Annotated in this window: 18 protein-coding genes; 5 read left to right on the forward strand and 13 right to left on the reverse strand. The window is 67.0% G+C overall.

Features of this window, described 5'->3' with window-relative positions; translation table 11 throughout:
* Window positions 1–374: 374 nt before the first annotated feature.
* Window positions 375–1,250 carry a ParB/RepB/Spo0J family partition protein gene (locus ACIP5Y_RS11345; protein WP_400349666.1) on the forward strand — a complete coding sequence of 292 codons (876 nt, stop codon included), beginning with the start codon at window positions 375–377 and terminating at the stop codon, window positions 1,248–1,250.
* A gap of 120 nt (window positions 1,251–1,370) precedes the next feature.
* Here the strand turns inward: ACIP5Y_RS11345 and ACIP5Y_RS11350 are convergent, their stop codons facing one another.
* A complete protein-coding gene (locus ACIP5Y_RS11350; protein WP_400349667.1) occupies window positions 1,371–2,240 on the reverse strand; it encodes a C1 family peptidase in 870 nt (289 codons plus the stop codon).
* A 169-nt stretch (window positions 2,241–2,409) separates the two neighbouring features.
* Here ACIP5Y_RS11350 and ACIP5Y_RS11355 point away from each other — a divergent pair, with 169 nt between their 5' ends.
* From ACIP5Y_RS11355 to ACIP5Y_RS11365, 3 genes are read left to right on the forward strand one after another with little or no spacing between them, the layout of a single operon-like run.
* Window positions 2,410–3,090, forward strand: coding sequence for a papain-like cysteine protease family protein (locus tag ACIP5Y_RS11355; RefSeq protein WP_400349668.1), 681 nt, complete (start codon window positions 2,410–2,412; stop codon window positions 3,088–3,090).
* On the forward strand, window positions 3,087–3,704 hold the full coding sequence (locus ACIP5Y_RS11360) for a hypothetical protein (protein WP_400349669.1): 618 nt from the start codon (window positions 3,087–3,089) through the stop codon (window positions 3,702–3,704). Before ACIP5Y_RS11355 ends, ACIP5Y_RS11360 begins: the two co-directional genes overlap by 4 nt.
* A gap of 29 nt (window positions 3,705–3,733) precedes the next feature.
* Window positions 3,734–5,281, forward strand: coding sequence for a lytic transglycosylase domain-containing protein (locus ACIP5Y_RS11365; RefSeq protein WP_400349670.1), 1,548 nt, complete (start codon window positions 3,734–3,736; stop codon window positions 5,279–5,281).
* A gap of 82 nt (window positions 5,282–5,363) precedes the next feature.
* On the opposite strand, the gene ACIP5Y_RS11370 is transcribed toward ACIP5Y_RS11365, so the two are convergent.
* The 12 genes from ACIP5Y_RS11370 to ACIP5Y_RS11425 all read right to left on the reverse strand — a co-directional run bounded on the left by ACIP5Y_RS11370 (window position 5,364) and on the right by ACIP5Y_RS11425 (window position 19,048).
* Window positions 5,364–6,011 (reverse strand): hypothetical protein, encoded by a 648-nt coding sequence (locus tag ACIP5Y_RS11370; protein ID WP_400349671.1) that lies wholly within the window; start codon window positions 6,009–6,011, stop codon window positions 5,364–5,366.
* 135 nt (window positions 6,012–6,146) lie between these two features.
* Window positions 6,147–7,535, reverse strand: coding sequence for an adenylosuccinate lyase family protein (locus ACIP5Y_RS11375; RefSeq protein ID WP_400349672.1), 1,389 nt, complete (start codon window positions 7,533–7,535; stop codon window positions 6,147–6,149).
* A complete protein-coding gene (locus tag ACIP5Y_RS11380; RefSeq protein WP_400349673.1) occupies window positions 7,522–9,477 on the reverse strand; it encodes an FAD/NAD(P)-binding protein in 1,956 nt (651 codons plus the stop codon). The genes ACIP5Y_RS11375 and ACIP5Y_RS11380 overlap by 14 nt, the downstream gene beginning before the upstream one ends.
* A gap of 10 nt (window positions 9,478–9,487) precedes the next feature.
* Window positions 9,488–10,966: an MFS transporter gene (locus ACIP5Y_RS11385; protein ID WP_400349674.1), complete on the reverse strand. Its 1,479-nt coding sequence runs from the start codon at window positions 10,964–10,966 to the stop codon at window positions 9,488–9,490.
* Complete coding sequence (locus tag ACIP5Y_RS11390) at window positions 10,967–11,956, reverse strand: 3-oxoacyl-ACP synthase III family protein (protein WP_400349675.1); 990 nt, start codon at window positions 11,954–11,956, stop codon at window positions 10,967–10,969.
* On the reverse strand, window positions 11,953–12,135 hold the full coding sequence (locus ACIP5Y_RS11395; RefSeq protein ID WP_397008846.1) for a hypothetical protein: 183 nt from the start codon (window positions 12,133–12,135) through the stop codon (window positions 11,953–11,955). Before ACIP5Y_RS11395 ends, ACIP5Y_RS11390 begins: the two co-directional genes overlap by 4 nt.
* Before the next feature lie 10 nt (window positions 12,136–12,145).
* Entirely contained in the window at window positions 12,146–13,384 is a 1,239-nt protein-coding gene (locus ACIP5Y_RS11400; RefSeq protein ID WP_400349676.1) for an acyltransferase family protein, read from the reverse strand.
* A 39-nt stretch (window positions 13,385–13,423) separates the two neighbouring features.
* Entirely contained in the window at window positions 13,424–13,660 is a 237-nt protein-coding gene (locus ACIP5Y_RS11405) for a hypothetical protein (RefSeq protein WP_400349677.1), read from the reverse strand.
* Window positions 13,661–13,712: 52 nt separating this feature from the next.
* On the reverse strand, window positions 13,713–14,654 hold the full coding sequence (locus ACIP5Y_RS11410) for a nitroreductase/quinone reductase family protein (protein WP_400349678.1): 942 nt from the start codon (window positions 14,652–14,654) through the stop codon (window positions 13,713–13,715).
* Window positions 14,655–14,710: 56 nt separating this feature from the next.
* Window positions 14,711–15,724, reverse strand: a complete 1,014-nt coding sequence (gene fgd, locus ACIP5Y_RS11415; protein ID WP_400351239.1) for a glucose-6-phosphate dehydrogenase (coenzyme-F420) — start codon at window positions 15,722–15,724, stop codon at window positions 14,711–14,713.
* A 78-nt stretch (window positions 15,725–15,802) separates the two neighbouring features.
* A complete protein-coding gene (locus ACIP5Y_RS11420; RefSeq protein WP_400349679.1) occupies window positions 15,803–17,896 on the reverse strand; it encodes an ATP-binding protein in 2,094 nt (697 codons plus the stop codon).
* Window positions 17,897–17,926: 30 nt separating this feature from the next.
* A complete protein-coding gene (locus ACIP5Y_RS11425; protein ID WP_400349680.1) occupies window positions 17,927–19,048 on the reverse strand; it encodes a 3-deoxy-7-phosphoheptulonate synthase in 1,122 nt (373 codons plus the stop codon).
* 376 nt (window positions 19,049–19,424) lie between these two features.
* Here ACIP5Y_RS11425 and ACIP5Y_RS11430 point away from each other — a divergent pair, with 376 nt between their 5' ends.
* Entirely contained in the window at window positions 19,425–19,898 is a 474-nt protein-coding gene (locus tag ACIP5Y_RS11430; RefSeq protein ID WP_400349681.1) for a flavodoxin family protein, read from the forward strand.
* Window positions 19,899–19,989 lie beyond the last annotated feature (91 nt).

The following is a 19,989-nucleotide window of genomic DNA, read 5'->3' on the forward strand; positions in this document are numbered from 1 at the left end:
TGAAATAGAGATACGAAGATTTCTCGCTCGAGTTAACACATCCGTGCAGTCAATTTGTATATCACAGATGTGCAACGTGCCCTTTAGAGGCCATTTGTGCACATGTTCAACATGGTTCCTTGTCTGAGAAGAACCTTTAAAGTACCTGTTGAAACACTGTGCGGCGCTCGAGCTGAGGGGCAATAGAGCCGAGCGCGATCAACATGTTGGGAGTCACGTCGATGGACCAAGAAGTCCGTACCACCCCCGATGCCTCTGTGTTCCCGAGCGGACCGCTCGCGATAGATGAACAGGAGGCGAACCAAATATGCACGGTCGAGGTACCTATCGACTCCTTGGTACTGGCCGGCTCACCACGCCTTGTAGGGGAAGACGTGGCTCATATTCGCGCACTGGCGGAGACCGGCGAAACACTGCCGCCAATCCTGGTGCACCGACCGACTATGCGGGTGATCGACGGCGCTCACCGAGTCGGCGCGGCACGGTTGCGGGGTGATGAGAGAATCTCGGCGCGATTCTTCCATGGCACCGAAGCGGAAGCCTTCATTATGTCCGTGCAGATGAACATCACCCACGGCCTGCCGCTCTCATTGGCCGACCGGAAAGCCGCGGCCGCCCGCATCATCGGCGAATGCCCGGAATGGTCGGACCGGGCCATCGGCGTGACGACCGGCCTCTCACACAAGACGGTCGGAGCGCTACGCCGTTCGACTGGGGTAGACACCCAGGCGAACATCCGCCTCGGCAGAGACGGCCGGCTGCATTCCTCCAGTACCGAGAATGGCCGCCGGCTCGCGAGTGAACTGATGACCCGCTCACCGGAGGCCCCACTGCGGGAGGTCGCCAAGGCGGCCGGCGTATCGCTCGGCACGGCCCACGATGTGCGGCAGCGGCTGCGTCGCGGCGATGATCCGATTCCGGAGCGGAAGCCACGTAATGCGCCGGCCATCGCCCATGAGCCCGAACCGGCACGGCGTTCGCCCTTGCCGCCACGGACCGCCGAACGGATGCATATCAAGGATCCCCGGCTGGTGATCCAGCGGCTGCGAGCGGATCCCTCGCTGCGGTTCACCGAGGCCGGCCGCGCGCTGCTGCGCCGACTGGATGTATACGCGGTCGCGAATACCGGACTCGAGACTGTCGTGGATGCCATGCCCGCTCACACCGTCACCATGATCGTCGAACTCGCTTATTTCCTTGCCGAGGATTGGCGCAGGTTCGCGGCGTATCTGGAACGCCGCGACGATTGAAACGACTCCGGTTCCTGTCGGTAATGCCGACAGGAACCGGAGTATCGATTCAATGCGATTCAATTCGATTCAATCGGGTGCAGTCCAACCCTCACCATTGAACGACCCGTGCAATGAGCGTTACTGGGTGACGAGCCGGCCCATCGAGTGGACTTCGTCCACGTCCCCGCCGGTGATGAAAGACCAAGGGGCGGTGAAGAATCCGCTGTTACCCCAGTTCGATCCCCACGAGTTCTCGATGGTGACGCCGTTCTCGTCGTAGGCGACGATCGTCACCTCGTGGCCGCCGATGACGGTGTCCGACGGATCGGGGGTGTAGTTGTAGTTGCTGCTGTTCAGGTTCTCGAAACTCGACCTGACCTGGAATCCGATCGGCACCGGCATGCCCGCGGCGATCGACTGCTTGATATTGGACACCACGTCGCCCTGGGTCAGATCCTTGTCGCCGGAGAGCTGGTAGTGCGCGGCATTCGCCCGCTCGGCGTCGGTGGGCTGAGTGGTGAAGTCGAAATCGCCCTGGTAGTAGTCGGACTTGGTGTCGATGCCCTGCTGTTCTTCCATCGGGAGGGCGACCGAGGCATAGGTGCCCTGATCATTGCCCTTCGCGATCTGCGAGTAGATGTACATCGGGGCCATCGGGCCGCCGGTGATGTTCTGCTCGTTCATCAGCAGCCCGTAGCCGGTGTACCCGGTCGCCCAGGTCACGCACGAGCCCACGGAACCCTGATCTCCCGGGGAGATCGCGTACTGCTGCAGCGAGTACTCGGCCGGCGGTTCTCCGACCGCACCGACACGGACCGGCAGCGCGTTGCCGGAGCTGGTGTCCCGGCCCTTGGCGGCCTTCACCGCTTTCAGATCGAGACCCATGCCGTGGTGCGGGAGGTTGCCGCCGGGGGTGGTCGGCGTCGGGTCCGCGACCGCGAATCCCGCCGAGACGATTCCGACACCGACGACGAATGCCACTGCGGCGGGCAGGCATGAATAACGCATGTAATTCTCCTGGCTGTGATTATCGTCGCGAGATTGTGCGCGACGGAATCGATATTTCGCGCAATTCCCGGACCAGGCAAGAGTGTTCAAGGATGTTCAGCCCGTTCAAATGTTCATCGTTTTACGTGACACGGCAGGAAATTACGATCCATTCATTGCACAATTTCGCGTGAAAGGAAGTGCGCTGGTGCGACTGGAGTGGAAACTTCTCGGCTCGGCCATCACCGCGGTGATGATCACCCTTGCCCTCGTGCAAAGCAGTTCGATCGCCGATCCCCCGCCGGATGGGAAGGATTTCAGCGGCCGGCCCTCCGGGCTGCGGGTATCGACCGGACTGCCCGGCGTCCTCGAACCGCGCGAGGCGGCGACCGGGGCACAGACCCTGCCCTACGCCCAGCAGGTGCAGGAATGGAATCAATGGTGCTGGGCGGCCGACGGCGCGTCGATCTCCGGATATCTCGGCTATACGATCGACCAGAACGACTATTGCAAACTCGTGCACGGCGCGGGCGCCGACGACACCTGCCCCAACGACAATGCTTCGCTCGAAGAGATCGCCGCCGCCTTCGGCAAGATCGGATTCACCGCGAAGGTCGGTTCGCCGTTCTCGATGAAAACCATCTCCGACGAGATCACGGCGAATCACCCGATTCTCACCGGAATCGCCTGGGCGGCGGGCGGCGGGCACGCGCAGGTCATCTACGGCTATGACGCGGATGCGGGCACGATCACCTACGGGGATCCCTGGCCGACCTCCCAGCGGCAGGTCACGCAAACGCTGGCGTCGTACAGCCAGAACTCGGCGTGGACCTGGTTCGGCGAAGACTACAGAATATCCAAGACGGAATGATCCGCCAGATACTCACTGCCGCAGTGTTTCTGGTCATCACGGGTCTGTGCGTACAGGTGTATGTGGCCGAACATCGGGCCCGTGATCATCCGATGCATTCCGATGCGCGGTGGATCATCGCCCCGGACGCCGATGCGGTCGATAGGGTGCTGGATACCCCCGCGGCCGGGCAGCTCGCCGGATCCTTTCTCCGGTCACAGAATCCGTTCGATCCCGGTTCCCCGTCGGCGTCGCTGCGGCGAGCCGGTGCACCCGTTCTCGTCTATGCCACCGATCCGAAATTCGCCGGCGGCGCCGATTCGACACTGCGCTCCGCGGGCATGCCGTCCTATCTCGCTGTGCCGGTGCACATCGGATCGCGGTCCGGCATCGACATGCTGCAGCTCACCCCGAGCCCGCCGTACAGCCCGCAAGCCATTGCCGCCGGCACCGAGGAAGCCGAGGCCGCCCGGGCCCTGACTCCCGGCGCCCGGCTCCTGCTGGATTATCCGTCGCACACCTGGTTCGGCTGGACCGAAACCCGTGTCACCGCAATCCGATCGAATACCGACGGCGATCTGGCAGGGAAAGTATTCGACACCGGGCAGTTCAAGCAATGGCTGGCGTCGCGGTGACGTAAACATCTCGAGAGGATTGATCTCCCATGCGAATTCCCGGTCCTGTTACCGTATCCGCGCTATTGGCCATGGGTTTCCTGACATCGGGCTCGGTGGCGCACAGCGGCGCTCCGGTCGCGGACGTGAATTTGGCTGCCGCCCAGATGCATTCGGCCACGCCACGCGCCGACGACCGCAGCGCGCCACCCGGCCCCGCCCTGCCGCGAAAGGACGCGCCGCCACAGGCCGTCCCGCCACGGCACGACGCACCGGCACCGCACAACGCCCCAGCGCCACACGACGCACCGGCACCGCACAACGCACCGGCGCCACACGACGCACCAGCGCCGCACGACGGGTCGCTGGGAATTCCGCAGATCGCGCTCGACGCGTATCACAAGGCCGAGCAGCAGTTGCAGTCCTCGACACCGAACTGCGGATTGACCTGGAACCTATTGGCGGGCATCGGAAAAGTGGAGTCCAACCACGCCGACAACGGCCACACCGACGCGGACGGGACCACCGTCGGCACCATCTACGGTCCGGCGCTGGATGGAACGCTACCCGGCAACGAGGTCATCAAAGCCAGTGACGGCGGCTATGTCCGGGCGATCGGGCCGATGCAGTTCCTGCCCGGCACCTGGGCGGTGTACGCCGCCGACGGCCGGGGCAACGGCCATCCCGATCCGAACAATGTCTTCGACGCCGCCCTGGCCGCGGGCAAATACCTGTGCTCGGGCGGACTCGACCTGCGCGACAAGGACCAAGAACTGCAGGCGATCCTGCGCTACAACAAGTCCACGTCCTATGCGGATCAGGTGCTGAGCTGGGCTGTCGCCTACCAGAACGGTGCCACGTCCATCCAGGTGAGCAGCCCCGGCGGTACCGGCCCCCTGCCCGACGGCGCCGGATCGAGCATGACGGTCGGCGCCGCGGATGTCAGCGCCTCCACCTCGCCCTCCTCGCCGAGCACGACCGTCCCGGGGACGACACCTGTCCCCGCGATCACGACTCTCCCCGGGGTCACCACGGTCCCCCCGCTGACGCCCGACCCTTCGAACTCCGGCACCACGGGATCGCCGGACCAGTTCAGAATCGACGTCTTCATCAATATCCCGGGCCTGCCGGCGATCCCGTGCGGCATCTTCTGCCCCGTACCTCCCGCACAGCCGGATCCGCCGCAGGATGATCCGGTCCAGGTATCATCGGCGCCAACTCCCTTGCCTACCAGCACAACTCCGCTCCCCGGCACTTCCTCGATCCCCACCACGACGCCACTCCTGCCCGGCACCACGACACCGCTGCCCAGCACCACGACGCCCCTGCCCACCACCACGACGCCACTCCCCGCCATGTCGACCCCACTCCCCGCCGGTTCGACTCCCCTGCCCACCACTTCGACTCCGCCGATCGCTGCCGCGCCCGACACCACGTCGGTCGCACCGACGACAACGAGCCCGCCGGCGGCATCGAACCTGTCCGCGCCGGAATCGGTTGTACCGACGTCCGATTCGGCGCCGACCACGGCGCCCACCACCACAACGACACCCACCACAACGGCGCCGGTGCCGGCCGGCGCGGTTCGCCACTACTGAACAACCGCGGACACAACAAAAGGCCCGCGTACAGAATCTGTACGCGGGCTTTGTTTTCGGGATCGATGTGTGGCAATAGGAATTACGGCCCGACGGTAATCGGCTGCGTCGGGTCGCTGGTGTTGGTCAGCGCGAAGACGGCCGAGACCGTGGCCGTGGTGGTATTCGTCGGGCAGAGGCCGTCACCGGTAATCGAAACCGGCACCGAGACATTACTTGCCGTCACCGTGGACGGGCTGCCGTTGGCGAAAGTGCCGGTGACGGAAACCGGACCGTTCGGAGCGACCACGGCGACGCAATTCGCCAATCCACTGGTGGTAATCGTCAACCCGCCCTGCGGGATTGTCAGGTTACCGGCGATCGTCGACCCGTTCTGCACCGAAACCGCCCAGGTGCCGGCGGTGGTCGCGGTGGCGGTGGTACCCGGAATGCTGCCCGAGCAGTCGCTGACGGCGGGCGATCCGATCGGCACCGATACCGGGCCGTTCGAATTCTGATTGTTCGGCGCGGCGGGCACCGCACCGGTTGCGGTGACGGTGTTGCAGGTGGCGGTCACGATACCGACCGTGGCGGTCACCGGTCCCTGATTGGTGGCCGAAACAGCTGCTCCGGCGGGACTTACCGTGGTCGATCCCCCATCGGCCTGCGCCGGGCCGATAATCGTGACCGCCGCCGCGGCACAACCTACCGCGACCATTGACGCGCGCGCGAAGAATAGCTTGTCGAACATTGTTTACTCCTTCAGAGCAATACGAAAGTGAACCAGACTGGACAGCCGATCCGGACTGCCATTCAAGTTTCGATCGAAAGCTCCACCGCAGCAATGATGTTCAATTCTCATTCAAATGGAACGGGGCCGCGCACCTCAGATCCGGCCGAGAACCAGATCGATCAGATCCGGCGCCACCCCCAGATAGGTTTCGGGGCGCAGTAATTCGTGGATTTCTTCGACGCCGAGATGATTGCGCACCGCGGCATTGGCGGCGAGTATCTCGGCGAGGCCCGTTCCGGTTTCTTCGGCCTCGAAAGCGGCGGTCTGCAGGACCTTCTTCGCTTCGGCACGGCCCAGCAGCGGCGTGAGGCGGATGGACAGGCGTTCCGCCATCACCTGGCCGTGACTCAGCGCCAGGGTGCGGCTCATGCGGTCCGGGTCGGCCTGTAGTCCCGCGGCGAGTTCGGCCGCGGTGTACGCGGATCCGCCTACCAGCAGCAGGATTTCACGCAGCGGCTGCCATTCGGCGTGCCAGGCGCCGGGTGACCGTTCGTCCTCGGCCGGCATGGCGGCGAACAGCGTCGCGGCCAGGGCCGGCACCTGGAGCGAGGCGGTGCGGATCATGGTGGCCAGCACGGGATTCCGCTTCTGCGGCATGGCCGACGATTCGCCGCGGCCCGCTGCGGCCGGTTCGGATACCTCCATCACCTCGGTGCGGGATTGGGAGATCACATCGATGGCGAACTTGCCGAGCGCACCCGAGGTCGTGGCCAGTGCGCCCGCCAGATCGGCGATCGGCGTACGGACACTGTGCCATGCGGAAACCGGTTGCGCCAGGGACAGTTCCGCAGCCAATTCCCCAGTCAGCCGAGCCTGGATCTCCGTGGCGCTCGCGGTGGCGAATTCGCCGCCGCTGCGGCGGGCACACTCGATATACGACGCGAAAGTGCCTGCCGCGCCGCCGAGTTGGACGGGCAGCCCGTCGCGGACCCGCAGTAGCCGGTCGGCGCCGTCGAGCAGTCCCTGGATCCAGCTCGCGACCCGCGCCCCGAAGGTGGTGGGCACGGCGTGCATACCGAGCGTCCGCGCGGCGAGGAGCGTATCCCGATGCCGGTCCCCCAGCCCGGTCAGGGCATGCACGCTCGCCTCGAGGTCCTCGATGATCGCCGTCAATGCACGCGCGGCGATGAGCATGGTCGCCGTGTCGAAGATGTCCTGGCTGGTCGATCCCCAGTGCACGAGCCCCGCGCTGCCGGGATCGACCTCGGCCACCACCCGCTGCAGTTCCCGCACGAACGCCACCACCGGATTGGCCGCGCCGCGCGATGCCCGCGCCAGCGCGCGGGCATCGAACCGGTGCGACCGCACCGCCAGGTGGATCGGCCCGACCACATCGGCGGGAATGATGCCCAGCCGCGCCTGCGCCCGCGCCAGGGCCAGCTCCACTTCGAGCATGGCCTCGATCCAGGCGTCGTCGGACACCAGGTCCTCGACGGGGGCGCCGGCCCGGACCGGGGACAGCAATCCGCTATCCGAATACATCGACGGGGTCCTTTCGCTGGAGTACGCCGCCGGTGTCACGGTGTGCGGCGAGGATGGCGCGGGCGATGCCGTCGTTATCGGACAGGGTCACCGAGTTCACGCCCGGGCGCGGGCCCGCCGCGGTCACCCAGTGCACGGCCTCGGTGGGCACTCCCACCGCGAAACGGCGCGGATGCGGGCGGCCCGCGGCATCGAGGACCGCGTGCGAATCCCGGGCCACGTCCAGGCCGCCGGTCGGATAGCGGCGGCCGTCCGGGTCGGACAGTGTGAAGCCGCGAATCCTGTTGCTCTGCAGCAGATTGCGCATGAGCCGGTCACCGGTGGCGCCGAGATCGGGTTCGGGCAGCCGCGCGTCGATAAGGGTCTCGCCGGTCACGGTGGAGCCGTCGACCATCGGGGAGTCCGCCACGAAACAGCCTGCGGCGGCATCGAGCCGGACCCGCATGCCCGGCCCGACGATCCGCACCACGCCCGCCCGGATCAGCGCCGACAGCTCGGCGATGCGGTTAGCCGGCGGGCCGATCGACAGGAAGGCGTTCAACGGCGTGTACCAGCCGTCGAGGTCCTCGCGGTAGGAGCGGCCGGTGATGCCGCCGTGGTCGACGATCAGCCGGATCTCGTTGCGCAGATCGCGCAGCACGTCCAGCGCCGCCTTGACCGGGCCGTGCACATTGCCGAGCCGGGCATTGCGCACATCGGCCTCGAGGTAGCCGATCAGCCACTCGTGGAAGCGATCCACACCGCCGAAGCGACGGCCCCCGGTGGGATCGCCGAGCACCGCCCAGTCCCACCGCTGCGCGGGCGGGATCCGGTATTCGGCGAGCACCTCCGCGGCCGTCCGCTCGGTCGGCGCCTCGAGATAGCGCCGGCGGAATTCGCGCAGTTCCCGCGGGCTGATGCGGTCGGCGACGAGCAGACCGTAATAGACGGCCTCCACTTCCCGGGCGACCAGCGGCCAGACGTCGCGGCGAAACGACAGATCACCGAAATGCTCCGCCCGCCAGCGCAGTTCGGCGATCCGAGCGGGATCGAGCAGCGTGGGCACGTGCCGCTCCTCGATGGCCTTCTGATTCTCGCCGCGCGCGTGATGCGGTACGCCACGCCGGGATCCGGCCACGATCAGCGGTTCCCGCCCGGAGGGCAGGTATTCCAGCACCCCCTCCTGCTGGGTCTCCTTGAAGCAGCCGCCGCGGCCCACGGTCAGCAGTGCGGCGTAATCGAAGAAGGTGAGGCCGAGCCCGCGCACGATGGTGACGGACCCCTCCGGCACCCGGTCCACGTCGACGTCGGCGGCATTCACCGGTGCGATGTGGAGCAGGCCCGGCCGCGGGCCCACCGTGGCGACCGGTCCGCTCTCGTCGGCCGGTTGCAGATGCCCCTGGGCCAGCACGACGGCGTGCAGCCCGCCGATCCGCTCGCCGGTACTGAGCGTCAGCTCCTGCAGGCCCGACTCCTCGTCCCGGAGATCGGTTGCGGTGGCGGTGATCTCGTGGATCCGCAGCCACGGCGTGTACCGATCGCGAATGTGCTCGTAGGCCCAGCGCAGGTAGTGACCGTAGAAGGCCCGGGTGGGGTACGTGTTGGGGGCGGTGCGCCGGGCCTCCTCGTACATATCGGCGGGCAGGTGGGCGAAGTTGCCGATCTTCACCAGGAAACTGGCCCATTCGTACAGGCTGGGGCCCGGCGCTACCGGGCCCTCCATCGCCACGCTGTCGTCGGTGAAGATCGTGACCTGTGCCGCCACGGTATTCATCAGCAGATGTCTGGATTGATCTGTGCGCCAGACGGATCCGGTACCGACCTGGGTGGAGTCCACGAGATGGATCTCCGCGCCGAGACGGTCGCCGTCCCGGCGCAGGTTGGCGCAGATCCGCTCGAAGAAACTCAGCCCGCGCGGGCCGACACCGACCACTGCGAGGCGCAAGGGGTTGTGACTGGACACGATGTCACCTTCAGGACTGTTGGACGGCAACCTTGTCGATCTGCGGTTCCGCTACGGGCTCGGCGGCCTCGCCGCGCGTGCTGACCGTGCGCAGGGCGGTCACCGCGCCGAGGGCGGCGATGATTCCGGCGAACAGCAGCGCGCGCCGGAAGCCGGCCGTCATCGCATCGAGCGGCAGATGCCCCTGTGCCAGTTGACTATCGGTGCGGGACACGGAGATCGCGGTCAGTATCGCCACCCCCAGGGCCACGCCGATCTGCTGCGCGGTATTGAGCAATGCCGCCGCCAGCCCGGCCTTGTCCGCGGCGACGCCCGCATTGGCGGCGGTGGTATTCGCGACGAACACCGCCGCCGAACCGGCCGCCGTGATCATCAGACCGGGCAGCAGATCCTGCACATACGAACCGTGCGTGGGGATTCCGGAGAGCAGCAGGATGCCGAAGCCGGCCACCGCGGCGCCGACGACCGTGACCGGCCGGGTGCCGAAGCGGGGAACGAGCTTGGTGGTGAGACCGGAGACCACGATGATGGTGGCGCTGAACGGCAGATACGCACAGCCCGCCTTGATCTCGCCGTAGCCGAGCACCGACTGGGCGTAGAGCGTGACGAAGAAGAACAGCGACATCATGCCCGCGGCCACCAGCATCTGGGTGATATCGGCGGCGGCCAGCCCGCGGACGCGGAAGATCGACAGTGGCACCAGCGGATTCGAGATCCGGTGCTCGTTCAGCACGAATCCGGCCAGCAGCGCGGCGGCCAGCAGGAGTTCGAGCACGGTGCGGGTGCTGGACCAGCCCCGGTCCGGAGCCTCCACCAGTGCGTAGACCAGCAGCATCAGGCCGCCGGTCGCCAATACCGTGCCGAGCACGTCGAATCCGCGCCGCACCTCGTTGTGCCGGTCGCTGGGGATCAGCAGCGGGATGGCGGCGAGCAGCAGCGCCGCCACCGGGGTGTTGACGAAGAACACCCACCGCCAGCCGGGCCCCTGGGTGATGACGCCGCCGAGGACCAGGCCGGACGCCGCGCCCAGACCGCCGACGCCGCCCCAGACACCCAGCGCGGTGCTGCGGTCGGAACCCTGCCGGAAACTGGTGGTGAGGCTGGACAGCGCCGCGGGCAGCATGAGCGCCGCACCGATGCCCTGTGCGAAGCGGGACCCGATCAGCAACTCGCTGTGATGCGCGAAACCCGCGGTGGCGGAGGCGATTCCGATGATCGCGGTGCCGGTCATGAGGATGCGGCGGCGCCCGAGCAGGTCGGCCAGCCGCCCGCCCAGCAGCATGAGACCGCCGTAGGTGAGCAGATAGCCGGTGGTGATCCACTGCAGGGTGGTCACCGACAGTTTCATCTCGCGCTGGATCGCCGGCAGTGCGAGATTGACGATCGAACTGTCGACGAAGTCGAGAAACGCTGCCGTGCAGAGCAATACCAGGGTGAGTTTGCCGCGTCTCGTCGCGAGGAACGACGGCTCCTCCGTGATCGTGGACATCTATTTCTCCCTTTCCCATTCGAGGAGCGTGAGCCCGACCGCCATACCGCCGCCGAAACCCATGAGCAGCGCCTTCTCGCCGGGATGCAGTGCGCCCGAACGGGATGCGTGATCGAGGGTGATCGGCACCGACGCCGCACCCGTGTTCCCGAAGCGGGTCACGGTGGTGTGCAGTGCGGCATTCGGCAATCCGAGATCCTGTTCGAGCTGCGCCAGCATGACCCCGTTGGCCTGATGCGGAATCAGGTGCGCGATATCGTCGGGGGCCACGCCGCAGTCGTGCAGGAATTGCTTGACCAGCAAGGGCAGCCGGTCCGCCACGAACTCGCGGACACCGCGGCCGTCCATCGTGAAGTACTGCGCACCCAGCGCGTGCGCGGCCGGGTCCAACGGCCGGCGACTGCCACCCGCCGGCACCTGGATCATCGAGGTGAATTCCCCGAAGGTGTGCAGATCCGAACGTTCGATACCGCCCCGGGCGGCCGGGCCGAGCACGACCGCGCCCGCACCGTCGCCGAACAACACCACCGTGCGGCGATCGGCCGGGTCGAGAATGCGCGAGTACACATCGGCGCCCACCACCAGCCCGTACCCGCCGCCCGCGCGAGCCAGCGCGGCCTCCACCGTGGACAGCGCGAAGACGAAGCCGGAGCACACCGCGTTCACATCGAACGCCGAGGCGCCGTGCGCCGACAGATTGTGCTGCACGAACGCCGCGGTCGGCGGCTGCGGCTGATCCGGCGTCGAGGTGGCGACCACGATGGTGCGCAACTCGTGCGCGCCGATGCCCGCCGACTCCAGGGCCGCGGCGGCGGCCTCGGTCGCGAGATCCGACGTGGCCTGGCCTGAATGCGCCCAGCGGCGTTCCCGGATCTCCGTCTTGCGGATGATCCATTCGCTGTCGACGCCGGCCGCGGCGCCCACTTCCTGATTCGATACCCGGCGTTCCGGTACATAGGATCCGGTGCCGAGTACGGCGATTCGTGTCATTCGAGAGTCCCCCGTCCGGGCCCGCGGTCACGGGTGACCACGTATTCGGCCATGGCGCAGCCGCAATAGCAGACGGTGAATCCCTCGGCGGGGCCGGAAGTCCGGGCCAGGTCCTCCGCCGGCGCGAGGGAGACGAGCGACTGCCGCAGCAGGTCCGTCAGCTGAGAAGAAGAGCGCATGATGACCTCGCTATCCGGTTTTCTTGGTTCTGCGACCGGAGAAGCGCGACATCAGCGGTAGATCGACCCGGTAGTAGAGCAGTGCGCCCAGCGCCGTCGACACCACCAGGCACAACGCCGCCCAGCCCAGCCAGCCGGCGAAGCCGTACTCGTGGCCACCGATGCAGTACCGCGTGATCAGCACCATCACCGGGAACTGGATCAGGTAGAACGCGAACGACACATTCCCCAGCCAGACCATGACTTTCGACGAATTCACGCCGCGAATGCCTTGCAGATCCCGGGCGGCGAGGGTGGCGACCACGGCGGTCATCGGGCCCAGCAGCAGCGCGGACATCTTGAAGTTGACCGGCACCACCCAGGTGGCCGCGTACGAGAGGGCCAGCAGTGCCAGCGGCAGCCCCATACGCGTATTGCGCCAACGGCCTTCGAGCACCATCCGGGCCGCGAGCACGCCGACGAAGAACTCCGGCAGCCGCGACGGCGGGAAGTTGTAGCTCAGCCAATAGGACGGCGCGACCGGGATATCGGGACGCGCGAACCAGGCGGGCGAGGAATGCAATTCGAACTTCGGCGACACATCGCCCGGCACCAGCCGCGGCGCGAAGGCGTTCTCGATGCCCTTGGGACCGTCCACGAACAGGAAGTACGCGGTGTGCAGCGCCAGCACGAACAGCAGCAGGCCGATGGTCCAGGCCAGCAGATGCCGGGTCGGGATCCGCCGGATCAGCGGCAGGAAGATCGGAAAGCTCAGGTAGAACAGCATTTCCGAGGCCAGCGACCAGGACGGCACATTGAGTCCGCCGACGGTGGTCGACTTCGGGAACCAGGTGTGCACCAGCAGCAGGTTCGGGACCCACACCACCAGCCGGTGCAGCGGCACGCTCGCCGCCAGGATGAAGGCCGCCGAGGCGATCAGATGCGACGGGTAGATCTTCAGCACCCGGCGCCAATAGAACCGGGGCACGGACGATCCCGGCTTGAACGACCAGTAGATGATGAAGCCGGACAGCACGAAGAAGAACGTGACGCCGGCCGCGCCCAGCTGCATGGGCATGAAGTAGTGGATGCGCCGGAACAGGTCCGACTTCTGGAACGGGTACACCGGCAGGAACACCAGGGCGTGGAGGAGAAAGACGGCGAATGCCGCCCACCACCGGGCCCCCGTCAACGACGGAAGGGCCGGGCGGCTGCGCGCGATATCGGGCGACGCCGCGGTGACCCGCGGCGCCGTACGAAGGTCGGTCATGACCTTTACCGATCTACTGAGCTATTGATCTATCCGGAATCAGTACCCGGCCTTGGGATCGAAACCGGGGTCCGACAGCGTCGGCGGCGCCGGCTTCGTGGTGGTGGTAGGCGCCGGATCGGTGCTCGGCGATGGATCCGAAATAGGCGCCACGGCAACGGTTTCCGGAGCGGCGATAGTCGACGGTGCGGCGGAGACCGCGGCAGCCGCGGCGGTCGTGATCGCCGCGCCCGCGGCGACGGCCAGGGCGATGCGCAGCGGCATAGGGGATTTCATCACTGGAACCTCTCGATCGATACTTGTGGTGGATCGGACGGCCGGGCCGGGCTCAGACAGCTTTGGCTGCGCTGGCGGGCCGCTCGCAGATGACGACGGGGATGTCGCGGTCGGTGCGCGTCTGGTAGACGGCGAAACCGTGGTATGCCTTGACGATTCGCGGCCAGAGCACGGCCTTCTCCTCGGCACTGGCCTTGCGGCCCACCCAGGGCTCGGTGACGCCGTCGATGGTGAGTTCGATCTCCGGGGTGGCGAGCAGGTTCTTGTACCACTCCGGATCGCGGTCGTCGCCCTCCTTGGAGGCCACCAGGATCACCCGGTCCGGCTCCATGAGCGGCACCCACAGCACCACGCTGCGCTTGGCGCCGGACTTGCGGCCGATGACGTGCAATTCGATGGCGGCCATGCCGAACTGCCGGTTGCCCCACTTGCCACCGCTCACATCGAGGATGACGTGGTGGATATTGCGGATCAGCTTGAGCACCTGGTCGAACAGGTAGTTGCGCAGCTTGGCGGAACGCCCGGTGCGGACCTTGCCCTTGCCCTTGCGCGGTGAGGTGATGGCGACATCGGCGATGCGCAGCACATTGCGGAACGCGATGCCCAGCACCCGGAATGCGAGGTGGCGGGTGACGAAATCGGCGGCGAACGGAATCGCGGCCTGCGCGTTGGTGGTCCACACCACGCGGGTGCCGCCGGGCACCTTCGAGAAGGTCAGCTCGGCGCCCTGGTGCCGGATGGCCGGCACGCCGCTCTCGATCACCCAGCCGAACTTGCGGGGGGCCTCGTTGGCGGTGATCCGTTCGGTGTAGCTGCCGAACAGCCAGGACATCTTGCGGACCGCGCCGACGCCGTACGGGGCGTCGGCGCCCGGTTCGACCAATTCGTTGCGCAGGAGGAAGGGCGACGCCGTGTAATTGCCGGAGTCGGCGAACCATTCGTACACGGTGTCGATCGGGGCGCCGATGATGCGCTCCACCCGGAGTGTCTGCATGGTGAATCCTTATCGGTTCAAATGAAATCGAGCGGTATCGGTGGAATGAGGGAAACTCAGCCGAGCTTGCGCAGCCGGGGTGCGAGATCCCGGGCGAAGAGGTCGAGGAACCGCGCCTGATCGTGGCCGGGGGCGTGGAAGACCAAGTGCCGCATGCCGGCCCGGATATAGGGCTCGATGTGCGAGACCACCTCGTCCGGATCGGTGCCGACGATCCAGCGCTTGGCGATCTGCTCGATCGGCAGCGCGTCGGCGGCGGCCTCCATCTCGATCGGATCGGAGATGGAGTGCTTCTGCTCCGGTGTCAGCGACAGCGGCGCCCAGAAGCGGGTGTTCTCCAGCGCCAGTTCGGGATCGGTGTCGTAGGAGAGCTTGATCTCGATCATGGTGTCGACGTCCGCGACGCTGCGGCCCGCCTTCTCCGCGCCCTCGATGACGGCCGGCATCAGCTTCTCGGTGTAGAGGTCCATGCCCTTGCCGGAGGTGCAGATGAAACCGTCGCCGACCCGGCCCGCATAGCGGGCGACCAGGGGGCCGCCCGCCGCGATGTACACCGGGACGCCGTTCTCCGGCACGTCGTAGATCGAGGCGCCGACGGTCTTGTAATACTGCCCCTCGAAATCGGTGCGCTTACCGGTCCACAGCGCCCGCATGAGCTCCACCGATTCGCGCAGCCGGGCGTAGCGCTCCTTGAATTCCGGCCACTCCCCGGTGAATCCGGTGGCGATCTCGTTGAGCGCCTCACCCGATCCGACGCCCAGCATCACCCGGTCCGGGTAGAGACAGGCCAGGGTCGCGAACGCCTGGGCGATCACGGCCGGGTTGTAGCGGAAGGTCGGGGTGAGCACCGAGGTGCCGATCTGGATGCGGCGGGTGCGTTCACCGGCCGCCGCCAGCCAGGCCAGTGAGAAGGGCGCGTGACCGCCGTTGTACCGCCAGGGCTGGAAGTGATCGCTGATCATGGCACTGTCGAGGCCGTGTTCCTCGGCCGCTACCGTGAGCTCGACGAGTTCGCGCGGCGCGAACTGCTCCGCCGAAGCCTTGTAGCCCAGTCGAAGTTCTGTCACGATTTTTTCCCCTGAATTCTTTCTCGATGGCTTATGCAAAAGCCTATAGACGATTTACGGCGATGAAATAGCAAGCATTTGTCATGGGAGTGGTGCGACGACCGGATATTCCGCGGTTTCCGGTTCACCCTTCACCACCAGTGCCACATGCAGCCGGGACGGGCAGTTCAGTTTCGCCATCACCTGCCGGAGATGATTGATGACGGTCCATTCCGCAATCCCGAGCTGACTGGCGATCATGCGATTGGTGAGTCCGTCCGCGACCAGTAGGGCAATCTCCCGCTGCCGATCGGTGAGCACATCCAGGGGCGAATGCGCCTGGACCTCGATATCGGGCCCGGACAATGCGGCGGCGGCGATATCGCGGAGGGTGCGGGCGCTTTCCGGGCGAATCAGATGCGCGACCCGCGCGGTATCCCCGTCGATGTCCTCCGGCAGCGGGAGGGCGTAGACGGTGCGCAGGTGGTTCACGCCGCCGAACAACAGGGCCGCCGGTTCCGCGAACTCCGGTCCGGCCGCGCGATAGACCAGCGCGCAGCCCTCGACGGCCGCGAGCGTGTCGAGAATGTGACTGCCGCGCACCGGATTTCGCAGCGCGTCACGATGGGTCTCCAGCGTCTGGCGGGTGGCGGGCCCGGGCGCCGCCGACCCGGTGGCCCGGCGGGCGCCCGCCGCGTCGCCGAGTCGCCGATGGGCCTCGGCCGCGTGGGTGAAAAGCCCTGCCGCCCTGCGGGATCGGCCGGTGCGCAGCGCCCAGCGGCCGAGCAGTTCGAAGGCCGCCGGCACCGCCGGATCCGGCGCACCGGGCCGGTCCGCCGGCTCACTCGCGAACTGCCCCAGCAGGGCCTCGAGTTCGGACAGATAGCCGAACTGCACCCAGACGTCCTCGAGCAGCGCGGCCAGTTCGACCGCACGTCCCGGTTGCCCCATTTCCAGCAGCCGCCCCACGGTGGCCAGGAAGTCGTCGATCCGCTGCTCGGCCACGGTCAGCGCGCCCGCGCGCTGATCCGGCCGGTCCAGCTCGCGGGTAAGGCGTTGCGCCAGTTCACAGCAGCGATCGGCGTGCGTGCGCCGGATGCGGTCGCCGCGGGCGCGGTCGGCGTCGAGCAGGCGGCGGCAGTAGTCGCGGACGGTGGCGATCAGCTCATAGCTCGGGTGACCGGCGTCGGTGACGGTGCGCTGGAGCAGGCTGTGGCCGATGAGGGTGGTCAGGGTGCCGCCGATGAACGTCTCCGCCATGTCCACCATCAGCGCGACGGTGTCCGGATCCACCGCCGATTCGCAGAGTGAAAGATGCAGCAGCACATCGACGATGGGCTCGTCGAGCCGTTCCATGCCCCAGGCGACCGCCTCTGACAGGGAACGGTGCCGCGCGGGCACATCGACGTAGGGCAGCGGCGCCAGGCCCGCACCGGACCGGATCATTTGCAGGGTCCGCACCGGTCCGATGCGGTTGACGGTGATGGCCGCGAGTTCCAGTGCCAGTGGCACGCCGTCGAGTTCGCGCGCGATCTCGTCCAGCACCAGCCGATTCGCCGCCGAACTCCGGTAGCTGCTGTCGATGCCCGCCAGCAGCAGCCGCGCCGCCGGGGACGAGGCCGGGCGGTAGGGTCCCGCATCGGGCCGGGTGCGCAGCGGGCGAACACAGACCACGTACTCGCGTTGCAGATTGAACAGCACCCGGGTGGCGGCCACCACCACGAGATCCGGGCAGCCGCGCAGCAGCCGGCCCAGATCGTGCGTGATCAGCCCCGTCACCCGATCGCAGTTGTCCAGCAACAGCGCGGTCCGGGAGTCACCGAGCCGGTCCGTCAACCGCTCGAGCGCCGATTCCGCGGTGCCGCCTTCGGTTTCGGCGGGGCAACCGGCGGCGGCGAGCACGGCGTGCCAGGCCTCCACGCGGGTGCCCGCCTCGGCGAGATCCACGATGATCTCGCCGCCGGGGTGGGCGCCGGGCGCCAGCGCTTCCTGCGCGAGGCGGCTCTTGCCCACCCCGGCCGGCCCGGTCAGGGTGAGCAGGCGAACCCTCGGATCGTCGATGAGACAGCGGATTTCGGTGACCTCTTTGTCACGACCGACGAGGGCGGGGAGGCGGAGGCTGTCGAACTCCGCTTCATCATCGGTAATCGGGTCGATGCCTGCGCTCGGCCACTGCAGACCAGTACTACGGGTCACCTTGTCCTCCTTGCGGGCGGCCGGATTCGGTTACGCCGGAACCTTTTCGGTGCTTCCGGGAACAGCGCGGCGACGGGTGGCGACCGCGGCGGCGAGGCGGTCGAGTTGTTTCGCGGTGACCGGCCAGCTCAGGCAGGCGTCGGTAATGGACTGCCCGTACACCAGATCGGCGGCCGCGCCGAGGGTGAGATCCTGCCGGCCGGGGACGAGGAAGCTCTCCAGCATCACCCCGACCACGCTGCGGTCCCCCGCGGCGATCCGGGCGGCCAGATCGGTGACGACATCGACCTGGCGTTCGTGGTCCTTGCTGCTGTTGCCGTGGCTGGCATCCACCACCACCCGTTGTGGCAGCGTCGCCTTCTCCAGCCGCAGGCAGGCCTCGGCGACGGCGACGGCATCGTAGTTGGGGCCGGTGCTGCCGCCGCGCAGGATCACATGGCAGTCGGCATTGCCGGTGGTGCGGATGAGCGCCGAACGGCCGTCCAGATCGGTGCCGGGGAAGACATGGCTCGCGCCGGCGGCGCGCACCCCGTCGACGGCCACCTGCACGTCGCCGTCGGTGCCGTTCTTGATGCCGACCGGCATGGACAGCGCGCTGGCCAGCTGCCGGTGCACCTGACTGGCGGCGGTGCGGGCGCCGATTGCGCCGTAGGACACCAGATCCGCGATGTACTGCGGGGTGATCGGGTCGAGGAATTCGCAGGCGACCGGCAGGCCGAGCGCGGTGATGTCGACGAGTAGCCGGCGGGCCTGGCGCAGACCGGTGTTGATGTCGAAGGTGCCGTCCAGGTGCGGGTCGTTGACCAGCCCCTTCCAGCCCAGTGTGGTGCGCGGCTTCTCGAAGTAGACGCGCATGACCACGTGCAGCTGATCGGCGAGATCGGCGGCGTGCGAGGCGAGGCGGCGCGCGTAGTCCATGGCGGCGGCGGGATCGTGGACCGAGCAGGGGCCGACGATCACCAGCAGGCGATCGTCGAGTCCGGTGAGCGTCTCCACGGTGGCGCGGCGGCCGGCGCGGACGATGGCGGCAAGCGTGTCGTCGATCGGATGCGCCAAGCGCACATCGGCGGGTGAGAGCAACGGGCTGATGCCCAGCGTGCGCCGATCGTCCAGATCGGAACGTGCCGGAGCCAGCGCGATATCAGTATTCATTCGATAACCCTGGATATCGGTGAGAGAATACGCGGAATATGCGCGGAACAGCTGGGTAGGGAATATGGCGCGCTATTTACGCGAGGGGGAATTTCGAATGCGAGCACAGCGGTGCCGCTCGAATAGCGTGACACTCTCCGGAATACCGAGTCAAGTGTGACCCCGATCACAATACGACGAATTCGGTGAAATTATCGAGCCACGATCGGCACACAATTCCGCGGCCTTCGATGCACTATCGTCCCACGATGGCGGACCGGCGCGAATGCTACTAAAGACGCATCCGGATACTCCCGCTTACCCCGTTCGGAGAATATTCACCCGCCCTGGCCGCCGATAGGCTGGCGGCATCACCCATGGGAAAGGAGCATCGTCAATGAAGGCCATCATCGTGTGTACCTCGGTGTCGCATGGCAACACCAGGAAGATCGCGGACGTCATCGGTCAGGTCCTGCGGGCCCCCATCGTCGCGCCCGGTCAGATCTCGCCGGCCGAACTCACCGGATACGACCTGGTGGGCTTCGGCTCCGGAATCTTCACCGGCAACTTCCACAAGGAGCTGCGCGATTTCATCGAGGCCCTCCCGCAGGTGCGGCCGACCAAGGCCTTCGTCTTCGCCACCAGTGGATTCCCCGAGAAGCCGGCGAAGCCCTTCACCGGCAAACTGGCGAAGCCGCTGGAGCAGAAGGGCTTCGAGGTGATCGACACCTTCACCACCCGCGGGTTCGACACCTTCCTGCCGTTCAAACTGGTCGGCGGCCTGCGGAAGGGCCACCCCGACGCGGACGACCTGCTGACGGCACAGAAATTCGCAGAAGGACTGGCCGCCCGCATCGGCACCAGGTCCTGACAGCGTCCGCGGCCTGCAACGGCGCCGGCACGGCGGGCACGGATAAACAGATAAAACAGTGGAGGGGCGGCCATTCGGCCGCCCCTCCACT

This window comes from Nocardia sp. NPDC088792, assembly GCF_044750615.1.
Classification (GTDB): Bacteria; Actinomycetota; Actinomycetes; order Mycobacteriales; family Mycobacteriaceae; genus Nocardia.

Coding starts and splice junctions, on each gene's coding strand:
- ACIP5Y_RS11350 (WP_400349667.1), bottom strand. CDS start 2,240: ATGCGTTATTCATGCCTGCCCGCCGCAGTGGCATTCGTCGTCGGTGTC.
- ACIP5Y_RS11360 (WP_400349669.1), top strand. CDS start 3,087: ATGATCCGCCAGATACTCACTGCCGCAGTGTTTCTGGTCATCACGGGT.
- ACIP5Y_RS11365 (WP_400349670.1), top strand. CDS start 3,734: ATGCGAATTCCCGGTCCTGTTACCGTATCCGCGCTATTGGCCATGGGT.
- ACIP5Y_RS11370 (WP_400349671.1), bottom strand. CDS start 6,011: ATGTTCGACAAGCTATTCTTCGCGCGCGCGTCAATGGTCGCGGTAGGT.
- ACIP5Y_RS11375 (WP_400349672.1), bottom strand. CDS start 7,535: ATGTATTCGGATAGCGGATTGCTGTCCCCGGTCCGGGCCGGCGCCCCC.
- ACIP5Y_RS11385 (WP_400349674.1), bottom strand. CDS start 10,966: ATGTCCACGATCACGGAGGAGCCGTCGTTCCTCGCGACGAGACGCGGC.
- ACIP5Y_RS11390 (WP_400349675.1), bottom strand. CDS start 11,956: ATGACACGAATCGCCGTACTCGGCACCGGATCCTATGTACCGGAACGC.
- ACIP5Y_RS11395 (WP_397008846.1), bottom strand. CDS start 12,135: ATGCGCTCTTCTTCTCAGCTGACGGACCTGCTGCGGCAGTCGCTCGTC.
- ACIP5Y_RS11400 (WP_400349676.1), bottom strand. CDS start 13,384: ATGACCGACCTTCGTACGGCGCCGCGGGTCACCGCGGCGTCGCCCGAT.
- ACIP5Y_RS11405 (WP_400349677.1), bottom strand. CDS start 13,660: ATGAAATCCCCTATGCCGCTGCGCATCGCCCTGGCCGTCGCCGCGGGC.
- ACIP5Y_RS11410 (WP_400349678.1), bottom strand. CDS start 14,654: ATGCAGACACTCCGGGTGGAGCGCATCATCGGCGCCCCGATCGACACC.
- ACIP5Y_RS11425 (WP_400349680.1), bottom strand. CDS start 19,048: ATGAATACTGATATCGCGCTGGCTCCGGCACGTTCCGATCTGGACGAT.
- ACIP5Y_RS11430 (WP_400349681.1), top strand. CDS start 19,425: ATGAAGGCCATCATCGTGTGTACCTCGGTGTCGCATGGCAACACCAGG.